This window comes from Wolinella succinogenes DSM 1740 (assembly GCF_000196135.1).
Taxonomy (GTDB): domain Bacteria; phylum Campylobacterota; class Campylobacteria; order Campylobacterales; family Helicobacteraceae; genus Wolinella; species Wolinella succinogenes.
The window spans coordinates 73668-91910 of the sequence record NC_005090.1 but is presented as its reverse complement, the minus strand read 5'-3'; the positions used below and the strand labels follow the sequence as shown (position 1 = coordinate 91910).

Genomic DNA, 18243 nt, shown 5'->3' with positions numbered 1-18243 from the left:
TATGAAAATCGCCATCACTGGAGCCTCAGGCTTTGTCGGAAGCCACCTCTCCTCCCAATTTGGCGGCTCCCACACCCTTCTCCCCTTGGGGAGGCGAGAGCTTAGCGATCCAACTAAGCTCTCTTCCTTGCTTGAGGGGGTTGATTGGATCATCAACCTAGCAGGCGCTCCTATCATCGCCAAATGGAGCGAAAGCTACAAAAAAGTCCTCTATTCCAGCCGAATCGAGACTACACGCTCCCTCCTCCTAGCCCTAAAGGAGTGCCCCACCAAGCCCTCTCTCTTCACCTCCACTTCTGCTATTGGAATCTATGATAATCAAGGCACCTACGCTGAGGGCGATTTGGCTTTGGCTCAAGATTTTCTTGGCAAACTCGCTAAAGATTGGGAAGAAGAGGCGCTCAAAGCCCAAGATTTAGGAATAAGGACGGTAGTCTTCCGCTTTGGAGTGGTTCTTGGAAAGGGGGGCGGAATGATGGAGAAGCTTCGCCTCCCCTTTTCTCTAGGGCTTGGAGGGGTGATTGGCGATGGAAAGCAGAAATTTTCGTGGATTCACCTCCATGACATTGCCAAAGCCATGGAGTTTGCATGGAGTACCCCCTCTCTCTCTGGCATCTACAATCTCACTGCCCCCAGCCCCACCACCAACGAAGCCTTCACCAAGCTCTATGGTTCACTCATCCATCGCCCCACTCTACTCCCTGTGCCCTTGTGGGCGCTTCAGATTCTCTTTGGAGAGGGGGCGAAGGTGTTAAGCGATGGTCAAGCCGCCATTCCCGAACGCCTCCTTCAGGCAGGGTTTGAGTTTGAGTACCCAACCCTAGAGAAAGCCCTCAAAGAGATCATCTCTTAGTCCTTGCAGGAGCCCCTTTTTTTGGGGTGCTTCTGCTTTTGGGCTTGATTTGTTTAGCACTCTCTCCCTCCCCTCTCCTTCTCTCTTTTTAAACTAGTGCGCCTGAAGAATATTCATGCAATAGGTTCTAGTTTTATCTTAGCTTGGATAAAATAACCCCATTTTACGCCAACATTTGGAGTCAGCCAGCATGAAAGAATCGCAATTTATTTGGATGGATGGGAAGCTTATCCCTTGGCATGAGGCCAAAATCCATGTCCTTTCCCACACCCTTCACTACGGAAACGGCGTTTTTGAGGGCACTCGAGCCTACAAGACAGACAAAGGATTGGCGATTTTTCGCCTCCAAGATCACACCAAGCGACTTCTCAATTCCGCTAAAATTGTCGCTATCGACTGCCCCTACACTCAAGAGGAGCTAGAGAAAGCCCAAGTGGAGCTTCTGCGCCACAATACCTTTGAGGGAAATGTCTATCTTCGCCCCATCATCTTCCTCGGATATGGCGTGATGGGGGTCTACCATAAAAAAGCTCCCGTAAACGTGGCTATTGCCGCTTGGGAGTGGGGCGCCTATTTAGGCGATGAGGGATTAGAGAAGGGAATTAGAGTCAAAACCTCCTCGTTTGTGCGAAACTCTATCAAATCAAGCTTTGGAAAGGCCAAGGCGAGTGCCAACTATCTCAACTCCCAGATGGCCAAATATGAGGCGATCTCTTGTGGATTTGAAGAGGCTTTGCTCGTGGATGACAACGGCTTTGTGGCCGAGGGAAGCGGGGAGTGCTTCTTCATCGTGCGCGATGGCGTGATCATCACTCCGCCCCATGATAACTCTCTAGAGAGCATCACCCAAGCCACGGTGATCGAACTTGCTCGAAGCCTTGGCTACGAGGTGATTGAGAGAAGAATCACACGAGATGAGGTCTATATCGCCGATGAAGCCTTCTTCACTGGCACGGCCGCCGAGGTCACTCCCGTGCGGGAACTTGACTTCCGAATCATCGGAGAAGGAAGACGAGGGCCCCTCACGACCCTCTTGCAAAAAACCTATTTTGATGTGGTGAACGGACGAGATCCAAAGTTCGCCAAATATCTCGCCTATATCCAATAAATTCAAAGGAGAATCATGCCCATCGACCTAAACGAACATTTGCGAAAAAAGAATCGCACCTTTAACCCCGATGAAAACCGAGGCGAGGATCGTAACGATTCTGAAGGCAAAGGCAAAGGCGGCGGTTTTGGTGGAGGAGGCGGTGGTGGTGGCTTCCAGCCCCCCTTTCAAACCCCTGACCTCTTCAAAGGAATGGGTAAAAAAGCGGGATTTATCTATGCGCTCATTATTGCCATCGTCCTTATTGCCCTCACCAAGCCTTTCACGATTATCAATTCAGGTGAAGTGGGTATCAAGGTAACCGCAGGTAAATTTGACAACATCCCGCTTCAGCCTGGCCTCCACTTCTTTATTCCTGTACTCCAAAAGATTATTTTGGTGGACACCAAAGTCCGAATCATCAACTTCTCTAGCACCGAAGATATGGGAATTAGAGGGCGAAGCGAAGGTATCCTCTCCAATGATGCCATCTCCGTGCTTGATGCTAGAGGTCTTCCCGTCTCCATTGAGATCACCGTCCAATACAAGCTAAACCCCCTAGGCGCTCCTCAGACGATCGCTACATGGGGACTCACTTGGGAGCAGAAGATCATCAATCCCGTGGTGCGCGATGTGGTGCGTAATGTGGTGGGTCGATTCCCCGCTGAAGAGCTCCCCACTAGACGAAATGAGATCGCTGATATGATTGACACTCTCGTCCGCGAGAATGTCGATAGACTTGACAATTCACCCGTTCAGCTAAGCTCTATCCAGCTACGAGAGATCGTTTTGCCCGTGAAGATTAAAGAGCAAATCGAACGCGTTCAAGTGGCCAGACAAGAGGCGGAACGAACAAGATATGAAGTAGAGCGTGCCAGACAAGAGGCGGAGAAGCAGGTGGCTTTAGCCAAGGGTGAAGCGGACGCCAAGAGAATCAACGCTCAAGGTCTAGCCGATGCAACCCTCATTGAGGCAGAGGCTCAATCCAAAGCCAACAAATCCATCGCCGAGAGTCTCAGCGCCAGACTGCTTGAGCTTCGCCAAATCGAAGTCCAAGGCAGATTCAATGAAGCCCTCAAAGTCAATCAGGATGCTAAAATCTTCCTCACCCCTGGAGGCTCCACTCCCAATCTTTGGCTAGACACCAAAGATCGCCAAAAATCCTCTTCCAAGGGAGAGTGAAAGAGTGAACACGCTTCTTGATGGAATCGACTGGGAGAAGCACCCTCTTCTCCCCGCCATTGTCCAAGAGAGGGGAAGCGGGGAGGTTTTGATGCTAGCCTACATGAACCAAGAGGCGCTAAACCTCACCCTCTCCACCCAAGTGGCTCACTACTTTTCGCGCTCCAAAGGAAGAATCTGGAAAAAGGGCGAGAGCAGTGGACACATCCAAAAGATCCATGAGATCTTCCTTGACTGTGATAGCGATACGATTCTGCTCCAAGTTGAACAGGTCGGAGTCGCCTGCCACACAGGGCGAAAGAGCTGCTTTTTCCAAAAAGTGGAGCTCGATTCCTCCCTCTCTCTCACTTCTGAGGCTCCCGATACCAGTGCGCTCTATGGAGTGGTGGATCGCCTCTACCACGAACTCCTCGCTCGCCAAGGAGCCGACCCTCAAAGCTCCTACACCGCCAAACTCTTCTCCAAAGGTGAAAACACTATCGGCAAAAAGATCGTCGAAGAGGCCGCCGAGCTAAGCTTTGCGATCAAAGATTCTAGCGAAAGCGAGATCGTCTATGAGGCCGCCGATCTTCTCTATCATGCGCTTGTGGGCTTGGCCTTTAGAGGTATTCATCCTGATAAAATCAAGCAAGAGCTGCAGCGGCGTCAAGGGGTGAGCGGAATCGCCGAGAAGAATTCGAGGAAGGATTCCTAACCCTTCATGGAGAAGCTAGGCGACTATATCGCACTCTTCACCCCTTACGCCATGCGCCTCTCTCTCATTGAGATGCTCCTTTTGGCTTTCATCCTCATCCTCTTCATCCTCTTTTTTGTGCTAGGGATTCTTATTAAAGATCGAGGAGGATGGGCTTTTTTACCCATTGGTATTGCCTTTTCCCTCCTGGGTTCTTCGCCTTGGATAGTAGAGATGGCCATGAAAAAGGTTTTTCACCCCATCGAAATAAACCTAGGATTCAACCAGCGCCTCTCTTTCACGGAAGCCTTCTTTGTCGATGGAGTCATCACTAACCAAAGCTCTCGAACCTTTAGAGGTTGTGTGGTGACCATCAAACTCGCCCCCCCTAGCTCAAAGCCCATGGATGAGATCCGCTATCGCCTGAAGCCTTTGGTGGTTAAAAAAGAGACGATTCTACGACCTCTCTTTCCTAGAGAGAGCCTCACTTTTCAATACACGGTGGATAATTTAAACTATGAAGGAGCGCTCACCTCCAAAATTGAGGCGAGCTGCTTTTAAGAAGAGACTTTTAGAGCTTAGCGAGCTCTTGGAGGGTGCTAGTGAGGGCGCCTAGCTTGTTGGTCACCTCAAGGTGCTCCAACTCTTTTTGACTGTCAGCGACGATTCCAGCCCCTGCTTGGAGGAATATCTTATCAGGCTTGATCAGGGCAGTGCGAATCGTAATCGCGCTATCCATGTCTCCGCTAAAGCCGAAATACCCCACCGCACCGCTATAAAATCCTCTCTTGAGTCCCTCTAGCTCTGCAATGATCTCCATTGCCTTGATTTTGGGGGCTCCCGTCATGGTGCCCGCCGTGAAGGTTGCGGCAAAGAGGTCAAACATATCTTTGCCCTCTTTTAGTTCCCCCTCCACATCGCTCACCATATGCATGACATGGGAATAGCGCTCGATTCTCATCACCTCTCCCACCTTCACGCTTCCTGATTTGGCGACTCGACCCACATCATTTCGCCCTAAGTCAATGAGCATCACGTGTTCAGCACACTCTTTAGTGTCACTTTTGAGCTCCAGCTCCAGCTCTCTATCGCGCAGGCGATTTTTACCCCGTTTTCTCGTTCCTGCAATAGGGCGCAAAAGAATCGAATTCTCCTGCAGACGCACCATCACCTCAGGCGAGCTTCCCGCGATGGCAAAATCTGGAAATTCGAGTAAAAAGAGATAGGGAGAGGGGTTTTTGCCGCGCAAGATTCGATAGAAACTAAAAGGATCGATCTCTGCCTCTTGGATATAACGGTTAGAGATGAGAATCTGAAACACATCTCCTGATCGAATACGCTCCAACGACTCATCCACCATCCCAAAGAATCGCTCTTTATCATGATAGAAAGAGCCAGATTTAGCATTTTTGAGCGGAAGCAGCTCTCTAAAGGGCTCCTTGGAGTGAAGTGTGCTTTTGAGCGCTTCAAAGCGTTTTGCCTCTTGGGGATCTTGGGTGAGCATACTCAGATGAGCGTTTTTGTGGGAGTAGCAGAAGATCCATCGAGGGCGAATCAATCTCATATCGGGAATCTTAGTCTGATCCTCTAGCGCATCCATCGCCTCTTTGAGGCAGGGCTCAAAAAATTTGACGATATCATAACCGATATAGCCGATAAATCCATCCACAAATCCCACGCCATTCTCTTCACCCCACGCCCGATAGGCACTCTGGTCCAATCTCGCGTAGTACTCTTTGAGAAAAGGGAAGGGATTAGCGCCGATGTTTTGGCGATTCCCTTTAGAATCGATATAAAAACTCTCGCCCCCTTGAGAGATTACCTCTTCTTTGGCTCCGATGATGATAAAGCTGTGAGTCCCACTCTCGCTACTGCTAGCGGCGCTCTCGAACAAAAAAGTGGTCTCTCCCGCAAAAAATTCACGCAATTTTGCATAAAGAGAGACGGGAGTGAGCTGATCGACCAAGAGTCTTTCGTGAAAAATCTCCATGGAGTGATCAATCCACTTGCTTGATGAAGGCTTTGGGCTCGATCTTCTCCCTCGCATCCCTAAGCGCATTATTGGCCTCGGCACGGCTAGCGTAGGGCCCAATGAGCACGCGAACGATCTCATTGCCATTCACCACCTCGCGCTGGGTCTTATAGGCGAATCGATTCTGCTCGATTTTCTGAGCAAATGCGCTTGTGGGTGAAAATTTCGAGAAAGAGCCCACTTGCACATAAAGCCCCTTGGGAAGGTCTCCCCCTGAGACACTCTTGGAGGTTGCAGGGGCACTTCCTACGCTCTTAAAAGCATCTGCTGCACTTTTGGGGTGGGTTGCGCCAGAGCTCTTGGGTGCGGTGGCTGGAGCCGTAGCAGGCTTGGGCTCTTCCCTCTTGGGCTCAACAGACTTAGGGAGAAGAGGGGCAGCCTCACTAGGAGGGGTAGGAAGCGTCGCTCCAGCGGACTGCTTGGCTTTAATCTCCTTGACGATTCTCTCAAACTTATCATCACTACTGAGATTCTCTTCAGACTGCAAAGGAACCTGCTGGAATCGATTCTCCTCGGCTGCCCCTTGGGCAAGGGGAACGTTTTGGTCAGCCTTCTCCAGAGCGCTACTTTGAATAGGAGCAGGCTTCTTCTCCTCTTCGCGCGTGAGGGCATAGATAGAGAAAATCACCATCAAAAAGAGCACCACCGCAGCGGCGGCGACTAGAATCATCTTTTTGGACTGCGTCGACTTGAGTGCCTCTTCATCTCCAATGAGAATATCACCTAACTCTTTTTTCTCTTCCATCATCTTCTCCTTTGTCCAAAGATTCTCACATGTGTCTTACCCATGAAGCCCCACGCTCTTTGGCGTAGACCTCATAGGGGATGGCTAAAATATTAAACTCTCGCGGCAACTCTTGATTGGGGAACATCCTCCACTCTGTTGGCATCTTTTGGGAGAGCTTCATGGAGAGCATTTTGCCCAGCTGATAAGCCTCTTGTAAGGTTGTGTGCCCTTTGTGGATATAGAGGTGCAATCTCCCTGGAGTTCTAGAGTTGTAGGCGGTGAAGTTCATAAAGCCCTCCTCTCTAAGCAACAACTGAGCCCTATGCCAAAATCGTTCCGTGTTGCGTCCGTTGTAGTCGATGACAATATTTTCAACCTTGTCTCGATCATTGATAAGGGAGTGGGCGACCGTGATCTCACCCTTGAGGTGTTGTGCGATCACGCTTCGCGTCAAGGGGGCATCCACGCGCTCGAATTTGTTGTAAAAAGTGCGCCCATTAAAGAGCACTCTTTGACCGATTCCCTCTTTTTTGACCCAATAGTGAGATTCGATCATTTTGATGAGTTTCAAATCCATTTCGCTAACCATTGAATGCCCACGCCCCCTTAAAGTAAATTTTCAATCCCTTGCTTAAAAAATAGCCTTGGTGTAGACAGGGAATCCCTTGGCAAACTCAGCGATCTCTTTTTTGATCTCCGCGTGTTTAGCGGCGTTATTGACATCATCTAGAACATCGGCAATTTTGGTTGCAATGAACTCAAACTCCTTCTCTCTCATGCCCCTAGCGGTAAGCGCGGCGCTTCCGATTCTCACTCCGCTGGTCACAAAAGGACTTCGAGTCTCTCCAGGAACGGTGTTTTTGTTGACCGTGATTCCTGCCTCGCCTAGTGCCCTGTCGGCATCTTTGCCGCTAAACTCTTTGTCCAGCAGAGAGACTAGAATCAAATGATTATCTGTGCCTCCACTCACGAGCGTGTAGCCTCTGGCCATGAGCACTTTAGCGAGCACTTTGGCATTGGCTTTGACCTGCTTGGCATACTCTTTCCACTCAGGCTTAAGATTCTCTCCAAAGCCCACCGCCTTGGCTGCAATCACATGCATCAAAGGCCCCCCTTGCATTCCAGGGAATACCGCCTTGTCAATCTTCTTGGCGATCTCTTCGTCGTTGGTGAGAATCATCCCACCCCTAGGTCCTCGAAGCGTCTTGTGGGTGGTGGTGGTGACAATATGGCAGTGGGGGAAGGGATTGGGATACTCACCCGCCACAATCAATCCCGCCACATGCGCCACATCACCCAAGAGCAGAGCGCCCACGCTATCGGCAATCTCTCGGAATCGTTTGAAATCAAGCTCCCTGGCATAGGCACTAAATCCGCAGACAATCATCTGAGGTTTCACGATTTTAGCGATCTCTTCAACCTTGTCATAGTTGATATAGCCATCCAGCTCCACCCCATAAAAGAAGCTCTGATAGGTCTGACCCGTCACACTCACTTTGGCTCCATGCGTGAGATGTCCCCCATGGCTTAGATCCATTCCCAAAATTTTGTCGTAGGGCTTAAGTAGAGCATTATAGACTGCGACATTGGCTTGGCTCCCCGCGTGGGGCTGAACATTGGCAAAACCACATCCAAAGAGCTTCTTGGCTCGCTCAATCGCAATCTCTTCGACTCTATCAACAAACTCACAACCGCCGTAATAGCGCTTATAGGGATAGCCCTCAGCATACTTATTAGTGAGCACGCTCCCCATCGCCTCCATGACCGCAGGAAAGGTGAAGTTTTCGCTGGCAATCATCTCAAGGTGGGTGTTTTGTCGATCAAGCTCTTCATGAATGAGGTCAAAAATCTCTTTGTCATTGGTTTCTAGTGCGTAATTCATGCTTCTTCTTCCTTCAAAATGGTGTAGTCGCTCTTTTGAACTTTGAGCGCAGGGAATAGGATTACATCCTTAATGGAGCGGTTATTGGTGAGCAACATCACAAGGCGATCGATCCCGATCCCCTCTCCCGCCGTGGGAGGCAGTCCATGTCCTAGAGCCCAAACATAGTCTTCATCCATATGTTGAGCCTCTTCATCACCCGCATTCTTGGCCGCCACCTGCGCCTTGAAACGCTCAAGCTGATCAAGGGGATCATTAAGCTCGCTAAAGCCATTACTGATCTCTTTTTTGCCGATGAAAAGCTCAAAACGATCAGCAATTTGGGGATTCTCATCACTTCTTCTAGCTAGTGGACTGATCTCGATGGGGAATTCAGTGATGAAAGTGGGGTTGATAAGCTTCTCCTCAACAAAGGCATCAAACGCCTCCGCCTGAAGCTTTCCAATTCCCATCTCGCCCTCTAGCCTCACCCCTTTTTCGATCAAATAGGCTCGAAGCTTCTCCTTCTCCTCGATCACCTCCAAAGGCACCCCTCCGATCTCATGAAGCGCTTTCTTGTAGGGAATCCTCCTAAAGGGAAGGGAGAAGTCGATCATCTCCTCACCATGGGGAAGAATCTTGGGCAAGCCCAAGCGCTCAAAGAGGTAGCCAAAAAGCTCCTCGGTGAGGCTCATCAACTCGTGATAGGTTTTGTAGGCCCAATAGAATTCAATCATAGTGAATTCAGGGTTATGAGAGTGATCCATCCCCTCATTACGGAAGTTTCGATTGATCTCAAAAACCGCCTCAAACCCCCCCACGACAAGGCGTTTAAGGTAGAGCTCTGGAGCGATTCTTAGATACCTATCAACCCCTAGGGCGTTGTGGTGCGTGATGAAGGGCTTGGCATTGGCGCCACCAGGAATGGGGTGCATCATGGGAGTCTCCACCTCCAAGAATCCCCTCTCCTCAAAGAATCTTCGCACACTAGAGACGACTTGACTGCGGAGCTTGAAGGTCTCTTTGACCTCAGGGTTCATAATGAGGTCAAGATAGCGCTGACGATAGCGAAGCTCTACATCCACGAGCCCATGATACTTCTCAGGCAGAGGAACGATGGCTTTGGTGAGAATCTTCATCTCCAACGCATGGAGGCTCAATTCGCCCGTTTTGGTGACAAAAGGAAAGCCACTCACCGCCACAATATCACCCACCTCGGCCAGCTTTTTGAGCATCTTAAAATCTTCGCCAAGCTCATTTTGGGAGAAGTAAATCTGAAGGATTCCGCTCTCATCCTCAATTTTAGCAAAGGCCGCCTTTCCCATATGACGAAGAAATTTAATCCGACCCGCGATGCTCTCTTTGGCGCTTTCATCGCGCTTCTCTTCACTCTCTAAGCTCTTAAGCGCCTCAAACTTTTGCAAAAATTGCGCATGGGTGAGAGTGCGCATGAGTTGATTATCATAGGGGTTGCGTCCAAGCTCCCTTAGCTCCTCCCCTTTTTGGATTCTCTGCTTGATATACTGATTAGAAAAAAACAAAATTCAATCCTTTGTGATCAAATGCTAATTCGCGCTTTTGGGCTCATCCAATGTGGGAAGCTCGCTCTCTTGGACTTTTTGAGTCAAAGAGCTCACCGAATCGATTTTCACCACCTCTCCGCCTGCCTTCACTAGAAGGGGGTAGACAAAACTTGTATCAGTGTAGCGCTTCAAATTAGAGCTGACGATCTCCACGCTAGAGAGGGCGTAGGCAATGATGGAGAAGATCATAAAAATCTTCCCCGAAGCAAAGATAAAACCAAATATCCGATCCACCGTGCCAAGAGCGCTCAGCTTCACTAGCCTCACGACAATCTCGGCAAAAATCAGCGAAGCAATCCAGACTGAGGCAAGAATCAGCACGAATCCCGCCAAGGAGATGGCAGCCTGATTTTCAAAAGCGTAGAGATTCTTGCTCACCCACATTCCCATGGAATCGGCGTATCGAGAGGCGACATAGACGCCGCCGATGATCCCGCTCAGCCCAAAAAATTCACGAATGAAGCCATTGACGATTCCCTTGAGACCGAGCAAGACCACTAATGCCAACACGACAATGTCGATATAATTGATTCCTTCCATTAACCCGCTTTATGAAGAAGATAAAAAAGGTGATAGGGGCGATTCTACTACATCTATCCTAAAATGTTTTATGATAAAATCAAGCTTTTGACACAAAAAACCGCTCTCAAGGAGTCTAGCATGGCCGCCAAAGAACACATCTTTGACATCTCCGCCAAACTCGACATACAAGAGTTTAAAAACGCTCTTGATCAAACCCAGCGCGAAATCTCCACCCGCTTTGACTTCAAAGAGGATAAATTCAAAGAGCTCACCCTCAATGAAAAAGAGAAGACGCTCACTCTGCACGCCAGCAGCGACAACAAAATCGATGCAATCAAAGACGTGCTCCATAGCAAACTCATCAAGCGAGAGCTCCCCATCAAATGCCTCAAAAAGAGTCGCAAAGAGAGCGCTACAGGCGGGAGCGTGAGAGTGATCTACACCATCAACGACACGCTCAACCAAGAGATCGCCAAAGAGATCGTGCAGATCATCAAAGATCAAAAATTCAAAGTCCAGACCGCCATCCAAGGGGATGAGATTCGGGTTAAGTCCAAAAATATTGATGATCTCCAAGCAGTCATCACCCACTTAAGGAAGTTAGAGTTTGAAGTTCCGCTCCATTTTGGCAATTTTCGGTGATTTTCGCCCCAAAAGCCTAGGAATCGCACTCTTTGGTGCGATTCTCTTTTCTCTTTTTATCTATCTCCATCACTTTGGAATCACCTCGCCCCTCCTCTACTCCCTTCTTGCCCTCCTAGCCCTCGCCTTCTATCTCAAACTCCCCAGAGAATCGGGGTTTGCCTTTGGCTTTTGGGTCGGAATCGCGTGGTTTTATTGGATGGCACTTAGCTTTCGCTACTATGAGCTCACCTACCTCATCCCCTTCATTCTTTTGGGAATCGGGGGAGTCTATGGGGTGCTCTTTTCGATGGCTCTCTACCTCAAAAATCCCTTGGTTCGAGCCCTCTTGCTTTGGCTTTTGAGTCATGTGCAACCCTTTGGATTTGACTGGATGGTGCCTGAGGTGATGCTTGTTCCTAGCCTCTTGGATAGTTCAAAGCTCTCCTTTGGGCTCATTCTCCTCTCGCTTAGCCTTTTTTGGCTTTTGCCTCAAAGATGGCTCAAGCCCCTCCCCCTTCTTCTGCTCCCCTTCACCCTCTACTCCAAGCCCTTCTCGCCTTCTTTGCCCCCTTTTGAGGTGGAGATCATTGAGACGCACATCCCCCAAGAGATTCGTTGGGAGAGGGAGGCGAGAGCTAGAATCATTGAAGAGAATCTAAAGAGAATCGACGCAGCGATTTTAGAAGGAAAGGCACTCATTCTCTTTCCTGAGACCGCTTTCCCTTTGCTTCTTAACAAGGAGGATTGGGTTTTGGAGCATCTGGCGCAAAAGAGCCAAGAGATCGCTATCATCACGGGTGCACTAAGGGCGGAGGAGGGAGAGATTTATAACTCCACCTACTTTTTTCACCAAGGCCGAATCGAAGTGGCCGATAAGATCGTCTTAGTCCCTTTTGGAGAGAAGATTCCCCTGCCAGACTTTCTGGTCAAACCTCTCAATCGGCTCTTTTTTGGCGGGGCACAGGACTATAGGGCGAGCGCTTCTAAGCCTGTGGATTTTGAGCTCCATGGGGTGAAGCTTCGCAATGCAATCTGCTATGAGGCCACTAGTGCGATTCTTTATGAGGGCTCGCCTCAGTTTATGGTCGTGGGGAGCAACAACGCTTGGTTTTATCCAAGCATCGAACCCGCCTTGCAACGCCTTTTGCTGGGCTACTACGCCAGAGAACACCGCACGACCATCCTCCATGCCGCTAATCGCTCCCCTAGTGGAATCATTGCCCCTTAGCCTCTCCCTTTTTGATGATCTCAAAAAGCTTCGCGGGAGCCACTTTGTATCGCAAGCCAATCTCTTCAAGGCTCTCCTCTCCAGAAGCCTTGTAGCCTGATGCCTCCAAACTCTCTAGAGCACTAGAGAGCTCTAGTTTAGCCCTAGTGGCAAGCTGTTTGAGGGGAAGGGCTTCGGCGCGATTAAAAGGGGGTTGCATATAGCTCTTCTCCCATCCTTCTTTAAGGGTCGCTCCAAGCTCCACTACATCGCTAAAAGGATGCCATCCAGCGAGCGTGCCCCACACAAAAAGGAGGGAAATTCCCGTCGCAATGAGCATCTCTTTAGTGAGAATCACCACGCGCCGGCTCAGATTCTTGAGATAGCCAATAAAGGGGCGCCAATTGTAGTAGAGGTGCAAAAAAGTAGCCACGAAGAATAGCACCATGAAGGTGGTATGAATCTCGGCGTGTCCCTTCTTATCCAGCCCCAAAAAGCTCCAAGCGATCCAACCTGATGTCCTCCCATGCGGAGCCACATAGAGCCCGATTCCTGTGTAAGTGAGAGCGATAAACGACCACAACATCACTAGTGAAGTCACTTTTCTAACCATTGTTTTTCTCCTCTTCCCATGCTAGGGTGAATTTGGTTCCTTTTCCTTTTTCGCTTTCGCAATCTAGCGAGATTTGATGCTCCAAGCAGACCTCCCTCACAAGGGAGAGCCCGATGCCAAAGCCACCCTGATCACGATTAAACCGTGTGTATCGCTCAAACATTTTGGAGCGCTCCTCTTGGCTCATCCCCTCTCCCTCATCGATAATCTCTAATTTTCCACTCGAGAGCCTAAGCGTAATCTCCCCTCCAGCTCCAGTGTATTTAATCGCATTGGAGATGAGATTATCCATCATGCGACAAATTTTATATCGATTTCCTCTTAAGGTCGCAGGGGCAATCTCTAAGGAGAATCGCACTTGACGCCTAGAGGCAAAGGGTGCAAAGTAATCCACGCGCTCTCTCAATAGCCCTTCCATGAAAATCTCTTCACGGTGTTGAGGAATGGCGTGAGGAAAGTTGAGACAGACTAGATCTTCATAAAGATGCGAGAGGCTTTTGGCGGCTAGCTCAATATTACGAATCTTCTTCTCGTTTTTAGCCGAGAGTCCTTCGCGCTCCATCGTTTCAATGCTCATCATGATCACGCTCAAAGGAGTATTGATCTCATGCGTGGAATCTTTGATGAATCGATTGAGCGTCTCAATCTTCTCATGGAGGGGTCGCAAAGAGAGCTTCACAAGGAAATAGGCCACAGCACCAATCATCACTAATGCGCCCAAAAAGACACCTAAAAGCTTCCATCTAAGCCAAAGGAGAGCCCTTTGAATATCCTCCCCCTCCAAAATCAAGACCGCCTCTCCCGCTCCCCTACGAAAGCGCTCCACCATCTCGTCATGATGTCTTCCCCCTCCCTTCATCATCCCCTCGCGTCCCAAAGGGAATCGGAGGTGAAGATAGACCTTGCCTGAGCGCTCCTGTAATCCTTCGCGCTCAAATAGGGGAATCTCTTTGAGATTGGAGTAGAGGATTCCTTTGGTGGGATGCAAAAGAGCCATTTTGAGTCCCAAATCCTCACTCAAAGGGGCTAATCCCTCCACGCCCCTCTCTCTGAGCGTGACAAAGATGGCGCCACGAGCCTCTTTAAGCCTCTCCGCTCCCTCCAATAACAACAACTCCTCTTGCTTGGCATAAAAGAGCCCCAAGAAGAGCAAAAGAGAGATTCCTGAAGTGATTAGGTAGAGGGCTAATATTTTGGCAATGACGCCCCTAGAGTTATCCGACATAGAGATACCCTTCTCCCCTTTGGTTGAGGATTCTCTCTTTGCCAAGGATTTTGCGAAGATTTTTGACATAGGCGCGAAGGCTCATCTCACTAGGACTCTCCCCATAGCTCCAGAGCCGATCGAAAATCTCCTCATGAGAGAGGAGCCGATTTTTATTTTGGAGGAAGAGACTCAAAAGCTCGATCTCCTTGGAGGCTAGAGAATAGAGATCCTCACCTTGATAGAGCCGTTTGCTCCCTAGGCAGAATCTCCATCCCCCTCCAAGCTCTTCAAACTCTTCCTGTTTGTGAGCAAAGCGGCGCTTGAGCAACGCTTTGATGCGCACCAGAAGCTCTTTGAGCTCAAAAGGTTTTTTGAGATAGTCATCACATCCGCTCTCATAGCCACTCTCTAGGTCTTGGAGGGTGTGGAGCGAGGTGGTGTAGATAGCGGGGGTGGTTTTGCCAGCCTCTCGAAGGCTTTTAAGCAGGCTAAACCCATCCCCGCCAGGGAGTTTCACATCTAAAATCCAAAGATCAAAAGGCCTCTCATAGGCCAAATCGAGGGCTTCTTTGGCGTTTGAGGCAAGAGTGATTTCAAACTCTTGCTCACTCAAAAACTCCTCCATCATCTCCCCTAGCAGAGGGTCATCTTCGACCACGAGGATTCTAACCGCCAAATTCCACCCCCAAGATTTCACGAGTTTTAGTTACTGACCTCAGGAGGGGGGCATCATCATGCAAGGATAGCCCGTACCTTGTCCCTTCATTCCACCTTTGTGCCCATGACCTTGTTTGCCGCCCATCATAGGCGCTCCACCCATCATGGCCATACCACCGCCCATCATTCCCCCTAGAAAACCTCGTTTTTGAGCCTCTTCTACGGTCATGGAATCGAGTTGCTTTTGCACCTCAAGGCGCACTTCATTGTGATATTTTTGCGCCTCTTCCATGGTCATCTTGCTCATCTTCTCTTGCATGGCTTTCTGCATTCCTTGATGGAAGGTTCGCGCCTCAGCCACCGTCATCTTTTGAGTTCGTTTATGGATTTCAGATTTAAAATCCAAAACCTCTTTAGGAGCGACGCTCCCCGCCATAGATTGAAGCTCAGCATTGCTCTTTTTAGAGAAATCGGCCGCCATAAGGGTAGAGAAAGCCAAAAGACTTCCAAGGCATAGGGTTGTTAACTTTTTCATTGGATGCTCCTTGTGATTGAATTTCAATCCCCATTGTAAAGCCCCAATGTGAAACCTCCGTGAAGTCACATCCAATCAATCACTTTGGTCACCTCGTTCACCTCAAAGCATTTAATTCCCAAGGGCTGTTGCGGTTTTTGGGGAACTAGAGCGCGTTCAAATCCTTGAGAGATTGCCTCTTTGAGCCTAAGATCGATTCGATTCCCCTCACGCACATCCCCCGTGAGACTCACCTCGCCGATAAAGACGGTCGTGTGGCTTAAGGGACGATTCCTAAAACTTGAAACCACCGCCGCGATCACCGCCAAATCCGCCGAAGTCTCCATGATCTTGATTCCTCCAGCGATATTGACAAAAACATCATAACGGTTGAGGGGAATCTCTAGCTTCCGCTCCAAAAGCGCCAAGAGCATATTGAGTCGATTCCCATCAAATCCTGTAGCCACCCGCTTGGGTGCACCAAAGCTTGATTCGCCCACCAGCGCTTGCACTTCCAAAACCAGCGCCCTGCTCCCCTCCATCACTACCGTCACTGCACTTCCTGCTTGAGGGGCGCGCTTTTTAAAAAAGAGTCTAGAGGCATCTTTAGCGCTCACCAATCCCCCTTGGGTCATCTCAAAGATTCCCACTTCGCTGGTGGTGCCAAAGCGATTCTTAAATCCCCGAAGCATCCTTAGCTCTCTAGAGGGATCGCCCTCAAAATAGAGCACCGAATCAACCATATGCTCTAGCACTCTAGGCCCTGCAATGGAGCCCTCTTTGGTGATGTGACCAATGATAAAAACGCTCACTCCCCTCTCTTTAGCCAGTCGCATCAGCTCAAAAGTCACCTCACGCACCTGCGAAACGCTTCCAGGAGCGGAGGAGACTTTTTGGGAGTAGAGCGTTTGAATCGAATCAATGACCATCAGCTCAAAACTTCTTGTCTCTAGCGCCTCCAAAATATTCTCTAAAGCGATCTCATTGAGCAGATAGAGCGCATCGCTCATCACGCCTAGCCTCTCAGCGCGCGCTCGAATCTGCCCCAAACTCTCCTCGCCACTCACATAAAGGATAGGTCGCCCCGAGCGTGCGAGATTTCCCGCCATTTTAAGCAGTAGCGTCGATTTGCCCACCCCCGGACTTCCTCCCACTAAATAGAGCCCTCCGGGAACGATTCCTCCGCCAAGGACAATATCCAGCTCCTCCTCACAGGAGGAGAATTTATCCACTCTCTCTTGCTCGATCTGTGTGATGGGAATCGGAGTCGATTTGGGCGAGGAGGGCGAGAGGGATTTAAGGGTGGAGATTTGAGAGGCGCTAAGCTCGATGAAGCTCTCCCATGCCCCACACTGACTGCATTTCCCTAGCCATTTGGGGCTTTGGAATCCACAGTGCTGGCACTCAAAGAGTGGATTTTTTTTCTTCATCAAAAATCGCCCCTAGCAGGGTTTTAACATACTCTTCTTCGCTAAAAGGAATCAAATCCTCCGCTCTCTCCCCTACGCCAATATAGAGAATCGGCACTCTGAGGCGTTGCATAATCGAAAAGAGTGCGCCCCCCTTGGAGGTGCCATCAAGCTTCGTGATGATGATTCCATCCACGCCAAGCGTCTCATGAAAAATCTTCGCCTGATCGATGGCGGAGCTCCCTTGGGTGCCATCAAGCACCAAAAGCTTCTGATGGGGAGCACCAGAGAACGCTTTATCGCAAGTCTTGGCAATTTTGATGAGCTCATTTTTGAGGTTGGTCTGGTTATGAAGTCGTCCAGCGGTGTCGATGATGACATGATCCACTTTGCGAGCCACCCCAGAGATGATCGTGTCGTAGGCGACGGCGGAGGGGTCATGCCCTTGTTGAGTGTAGACGATCCCTGCATTGAGGCGCTCCGCCCAAAGCTTGAGCTGCTCAATTGCCGCCGCCCTAAAAGTGTCTCCTGCACCCAAAAGGACACTCTTCCCTTCTCTTTGATAGAGCGAGGTGAGCTTGGCGATCGTGGTGGTTTTGCCCGCACCATTGACCCCCATCACCAAGGTGATGCAGGGTCTTGCCTCAATCCTTTTGGGGGCGATTCGATCATAATAGCTCTCTCCTCGAAAGAATCGATGCAGCGCCACCTCAAGCTCCCTTTGGCTCACCTCTTCACCCAGAGGCTCTAGGAGCGATTCGACAAGCTCATACTCCATATCTGAAGTGATAAGAATCTCTTCCAAAAGCTCTTTAGAAATCTTTGAAGCGCGCTTAGGGGCAAGCAATTCGATCGCTTCAATCGTCTTGCCAAGGGTTTTTTTGAGTAATGAAATCATCTACTGCTTCTCCATCGCACGCTTGATATCAAACTCAATCATCTCTTCAGGAACCGCCCCCACATAATGGGTGAAATAGTTCCCTTGAGGGTCATAGAGAATCATAAAGGGGATGCTCTTGACTCCTCCAAGTGCCTTGGCTAACTTTTGATTCTCATTAGAGATGGCGATTTTGAAGTTGATGTCAAAAGTATCGATGAATTTTTGAATCTCGCCTTTGGTCTTGCTATCCTCCATAAGCACTCCAACCACCTCAAATTGGTCTTTATAGTTGCTCTTGAGATTGACAAGATGAGGAATCTCTGCCTTGCAAGGAGGGCACCAAGTCGCAAAGAAGTTCAAGAGCACCACCTTTCCCTTTTCGCCCTCAAAATGGAGTCCTTTTTCGTGTCGATCCACTTTGAGCTTGTGTCCATCGGTGAGCTCCAAAGAGAATTTAGTCGCCTCAGTGTCACGCTTTTGAGAGATCACTTCACTCTTGATTCCCTCTTTGTCATCACACCCCGCCAGCACCAAAAGGGTGACCAGCGCCAGGGAGCTTAGTAGCGTTTTTGTCATCATCTATTCCTTGTCGCCTAGGCAAAATTGGTTCGC

At 49.6% G+C, this 18243-nt stretch carries 20 protein-coding genes; 7 read left to right on the top strand and 13 right to left on the bottom strand.

Annotation, left to right across the window (positions count from 1 at the left end; all coding sequences use genetic code 11):
• The first annotated feature begins 1 nt into the window (after position 1).
• The 5 genes from WS_RS00445 to WS_RS00425 all read left to right on the top strand — a co-directional run bounded on the left by WS_RS00445 (position 2) and on the right by WS_RS00425 (position 4356).
• Positions 2-853: a TIGR01777 family oxidoreductase gene (locus tag WS_RS00445; protein WP_011138061.1), complete on the top strand. Its 852-nt coding sequence runs from the start codon at positions 2-4 to the stop codon at positions 851-853.
• Between the two features lie 190 nt (positions 854-1043).
• Positions 1044-1961: a branched-chain amino acid transaminase gene (locus WS_RS00440; RefSeq protein WP_011138060.1), complete on the top strand. Its 918-nt coding sequence runs from the start codon at positions 1044-1046 to the stop codon at positions 1959-1961.
• Between the two features lie 15 nt (positions 1962-1976).
• Positions 1977-3122, top strand: a complete 1146-nt coding sequence (locus WS_RS00435; RefSeq protein WP_011138059.1) for a prohibitin family protein — start codon at positions 1977-1979, stop codon at positions 3120-3122.
• A 4-nt stretch (positions 3123-3126) separates the two neighbouring features.
• Positions 3127-3816, top strand: a complete 690-nt coding sequence (gene hisIE / locus WS_RS00430; protein ID WP_011138058.1) for a bifunctional phosphoribosyl-AMP cyclohydrolase/phosphoribosyl-ATP diphosphatase HisIE — start codon at positions 3127-3129, stop codon at positions 3814-3816.
• Between the two features lie 6 nt (positions 3817-3822).
• Positions 3823-4356, top strand: coding sequence for a DUF2393 domain-containing protein (locus WS_RS00425; RefSeq protein WP_011138057.1), 534 nt, complete (start codon positions 3823-3825; stop codon positions 4354-4356).
• Between the two features lie 10 nt (positions 4357-4366).
• Here the strand turns inward: WS_RS00425 and WS_RS00420 are convergent, their stop codons facing one another.
• From WS_RS00420 to WS_RS00395, 6 genes are read right to left on the bottom strand one after another with little or no spacing between them, the layout of a single operon-like run.
• A complete protein-coding gene (locus WS_RS00420) occupies positions 4367-5785 on the bottom strand; it encodes an anthranilate synthase component I family protein (RefSeq protein ID WP_011138056.1) in 1419 nt (472 codons plus the stop codon).
• Positions 5786-5792: 7 nt separating this feature from the next.
• Positions 5793-6572, bottom strand: a complete 780-nt coding sequence (locus tag WS_RS00415; protein ID WP_011138055.1) for an SPOR domain-containing protein — start codon at positions 6570-6572, stop codon at positions 5793-5795.
• Positions 6573-6597: 25 nt separating this feature from the next.
• The gene (locus tag WS_RS00410) at positions 6598-7143 is read right to left on the bottom strand and encodes a DUF1882 domain-containing protein (RefSeq protein WP_011138054.1); all 546 of its coding nucleotides are present in this window, start codon (positions 7141-7143) and stop codon (positions 6598-6600) included.
• A 42-nt stretch (positions 7144-7185) separates the two neighbouring features.
• The gene (locus tag WS_RS00405) at positions 7186-8436 is read right to left on the bottom strand and encodes a serine hydroxymethyltransferase (protein ID WP_011138053.1); all 1251 of its coding nucleotides are present in this window, start codon (positions 8434-8436) and stop codon (positions 7186-7188) included.
• Entirely contained in the window at positions 8433-9956 is a 1524-nt protein-coding gene (lysS, locus tag WS_RS00400) for a lysine--tRNA ligase (protein ID WP_011138052.1), read from the bottom strand. Before lysS ends, WS_RS00405 begins: the two co-directional genes overlap by 4 nt.
• Positions 9957-9980: 24 nt before the next feature.
• Positions 9981-10538, bottom strand: coding sequence for a CvpA family protein (locus WS_RS00395; RefSeq protein ID WP_011138051.1), 558 nt, complete (start codon positions 10536-10538; stop codon positions 9981-9983).
• 120 nt (positions 10539-10658) lie between these two features.
• On the opposite strand from WS_RS00395, the gene WS_RS00390 reads away from it, so the two are divergent.
• Both WS_RS00390 and WS_RS00385 read left to right on the top strand, forming a co-directional pair.
• Complete coding sequence (locus tag WS_RS00390) at positions 10659-11162, top strand: YajQ family cyclic di-GMP-binding protein (protein WP_041571946.1); 504 nt, start codon at positions 10659-10661, stop codon at positions 11160-11162.
• Complete coding sequence (locus tag WS_RS00385) at positions 11128-12372, top strand: apolipoprotein N-acyltransferase (RefSeq protein WP_011138049.1); 1245 nt, start codon at positions 11128-11130, stop codon at positions 12370-12372. The genes WS_RS00390 and WS_RS00385 overlap by 35 nt, the downstream gene beginning before the upstream one ends.
• Here the strand turns inward: WS_RS00385 and WS_RS00380 are convergent.
• From WS_RS00380 to WS_RS00350, 7 genes are all read right to left on the bottom strand, one after another.
• Entirely contained in the window at positions 12359-12964 is a 606-nt protein-coding gene (locus WS_RS00380; protein ID WP_049770601.1) for a DUF4405 domain-containing protein, read from the bottom strand. The genes WS_RS00385 and WS_RS00380 overlap by 14 nt on opposite strands.
• Positions 12957-14189 carry a sensor histidine kinase gene (locus WS_RS00375; protein WP_011138047.1) on the bottom strand — a complete coding sequence of 411 codons (1233 nt, stop codon included), beginning with the start codon at positions 14187-14189 and terminating at the stop codon, positions 12957-12959. The genes WS_RS00380 and WS_RS00375 overlap by 8 nt, the downstream gene beginning before the upstream one ends.
• Positions 14179-14847: a response regulator transcription factor gene (locus WS_RS00370; protein ID WP_011138046.1), complete on the bottom strand. Its 669-nt coding sequence runs from the start codon at positions 14845-14847 to the stop codon at positions 14179-14181. Before WS_RS00370 ends, WS_RS00375 begins: the two co-directional genes overlap by 11 nt.
• A gap of 39 nt (positions 14848-14886) precedes the next feature.
• On the bottom strand, positions 14887-15363 hold the full coding sequence (locus WS_RS00365; RefSeq protein WP_011138045.1) for a DUF1104 domain-containing protein: 477 nt from the start codon (positions 15361-15363) through the stop codon (positions 14887-14889).
• Positions 15364-15428: 65 nt separating this feature from the next.
• Positions 15429-16772: a DNA repair protein RadA gene (gene radA, locus WS_RS00360; RefSeq protein ID WP_011138044.1), complete on the bottom strand. Its 1344-nt coding sequence runs from the start codon at positions 16770-16772 to the stop codon at positions 15429-15431.
• Positions 16747-17649 carry a signal recognition particle-docking protein FtsY gene (gene ftsY / locus WS_RS00355; protein ID WP_011138043.1) on the bottom strand — a complete coding sequence of 301 codons (903 nt, stop codon included), beginning with the start codon at positions 17647-17649 and terminating at the stop codon, positions 16747-16749. The genes radA and ftsY overlap by 26 nt, the downstream gene beginning before the upstream one ends.
• Positions 17650-18207 (bottom strand): TlpA family protein disulfide reductase, encoded by a 558-nt coding sequence (locus tag WS_RS00350; protein WP_011138042.1) that lies wholly within the window; start codon positions 18205-18207, stop codon positions 17650-17652.
• Positions 18208-18243 lie beyond the last annotated feature (36 nt).

Bases quoted from the DNA above. Each gene is read 5' to 3' on its own strand.
- WS_RS00415 (WP_011138055.1), bottom strand. From the start codon at position 6,572: ATGGAAGAGAAAAAAGAGTTAGGTGATATTCTCATTGGAGATGAAGAG.
- WS_RS00435 (WP_011138059.1), top strand. From the start codon at position 1,977: ATGCCCATCGACCTAAACGAACATTTGCGAAAAAAGAATCGCACCTTT.
- radA (WP_011138044.1), bottom strand. From the start codon at position 16,772: ATGAAGAAAAAAAATCCACTCTTTGAGTGCCAGCACTGTGGATTCCAA.
- WS_RS00405 (WP_011138053.1), bottom strand. From the start codon at position 8,436: ATGAATTACGCACTAGAAACCAATGACAAAGAGATTTTTGACCTCATT.
- WS_RS00440 (WP_011138060.1), top strand. From the start codon at position 1,044: ATGAAAGAATCGCAATTTATTTGGATGGATGGGAAGCTTATCCCTTGG.
- WS_RS00365 (WP_011138045.1), bottom strand. From the start codon at position 15,363: ATGAAAAAGTTAACAACCCTATGCCTTGGAAGTCTTTTGGCTTTCTCT.
- WS_RS00395 (WP_011138051.1), bottom strand. From the start codon at position 10,538: ATGGAAGGAATCAATTATATCGACATTGTCGTGTTGGCATTAGTGGTC.
- WS_RS00410 (WP_011138054.1), bottom strand. From the start codon at position 7,143: ATGGTTAGCGAAATGGATTTGAAACTCATCAAAATGATCGAATCTCAC.
- WS_RS00375 (WP_011138047.1), bottom strand. From the start codon at position 14,189: ATGTCGGATAACTCTAGGGGCGTCATTGCCAAAATATTAGCCCTCTAC.
- WS_RS00350 (WP_011138042.1), bottom strand. From the start codon at position 18,207: ATGACAAAAACGCTACTAAGCTCCCTGGCGCTGGTCACCCTTTTGGTG.
- WS_RS00390 (WP_041571946.1), top strand. From the start codon at position 10,659: ATGGCCGCCAAAGAACACATCTTTGACATCTCCGCCAAACTCGACATA.
- WS_RS00445 (WP_011138061.1), top strand. From the start codon at position 2: ATGAAAATCGCCATCACTGGAGCCTCAGGCTTTGTCGGAAGCCACCTC.
- ftsY (WP_011138043.1), bottom strand. From the start codon at position 17,649: ATGATTTCATTACTCAAAAAAACCCTTGGCAAGACGATTGAAGCGATC.
- WS_RS00425 (WP_011138057.1), top strand. From the start codon at position 3,823: ATGGAGAAGCTAGGCGACTATATCGCACTCTTCACCCCTTACGCCATG.
- WS_RS00420 (WP_011138056.1), bottom strand. From the start codon at position 5,785: ATGGAGATTTTTCACGAAAGACTCTTGGTCGATCAGCTCACTCCCGTC.
- WS_RS00380 (WP_049770601.1), bottom strand. From the start codon at position 12,964: ATGGTTAGAAAAGTGACTTCACTAGTGATGTTGTGGTCGTTTATCGCT.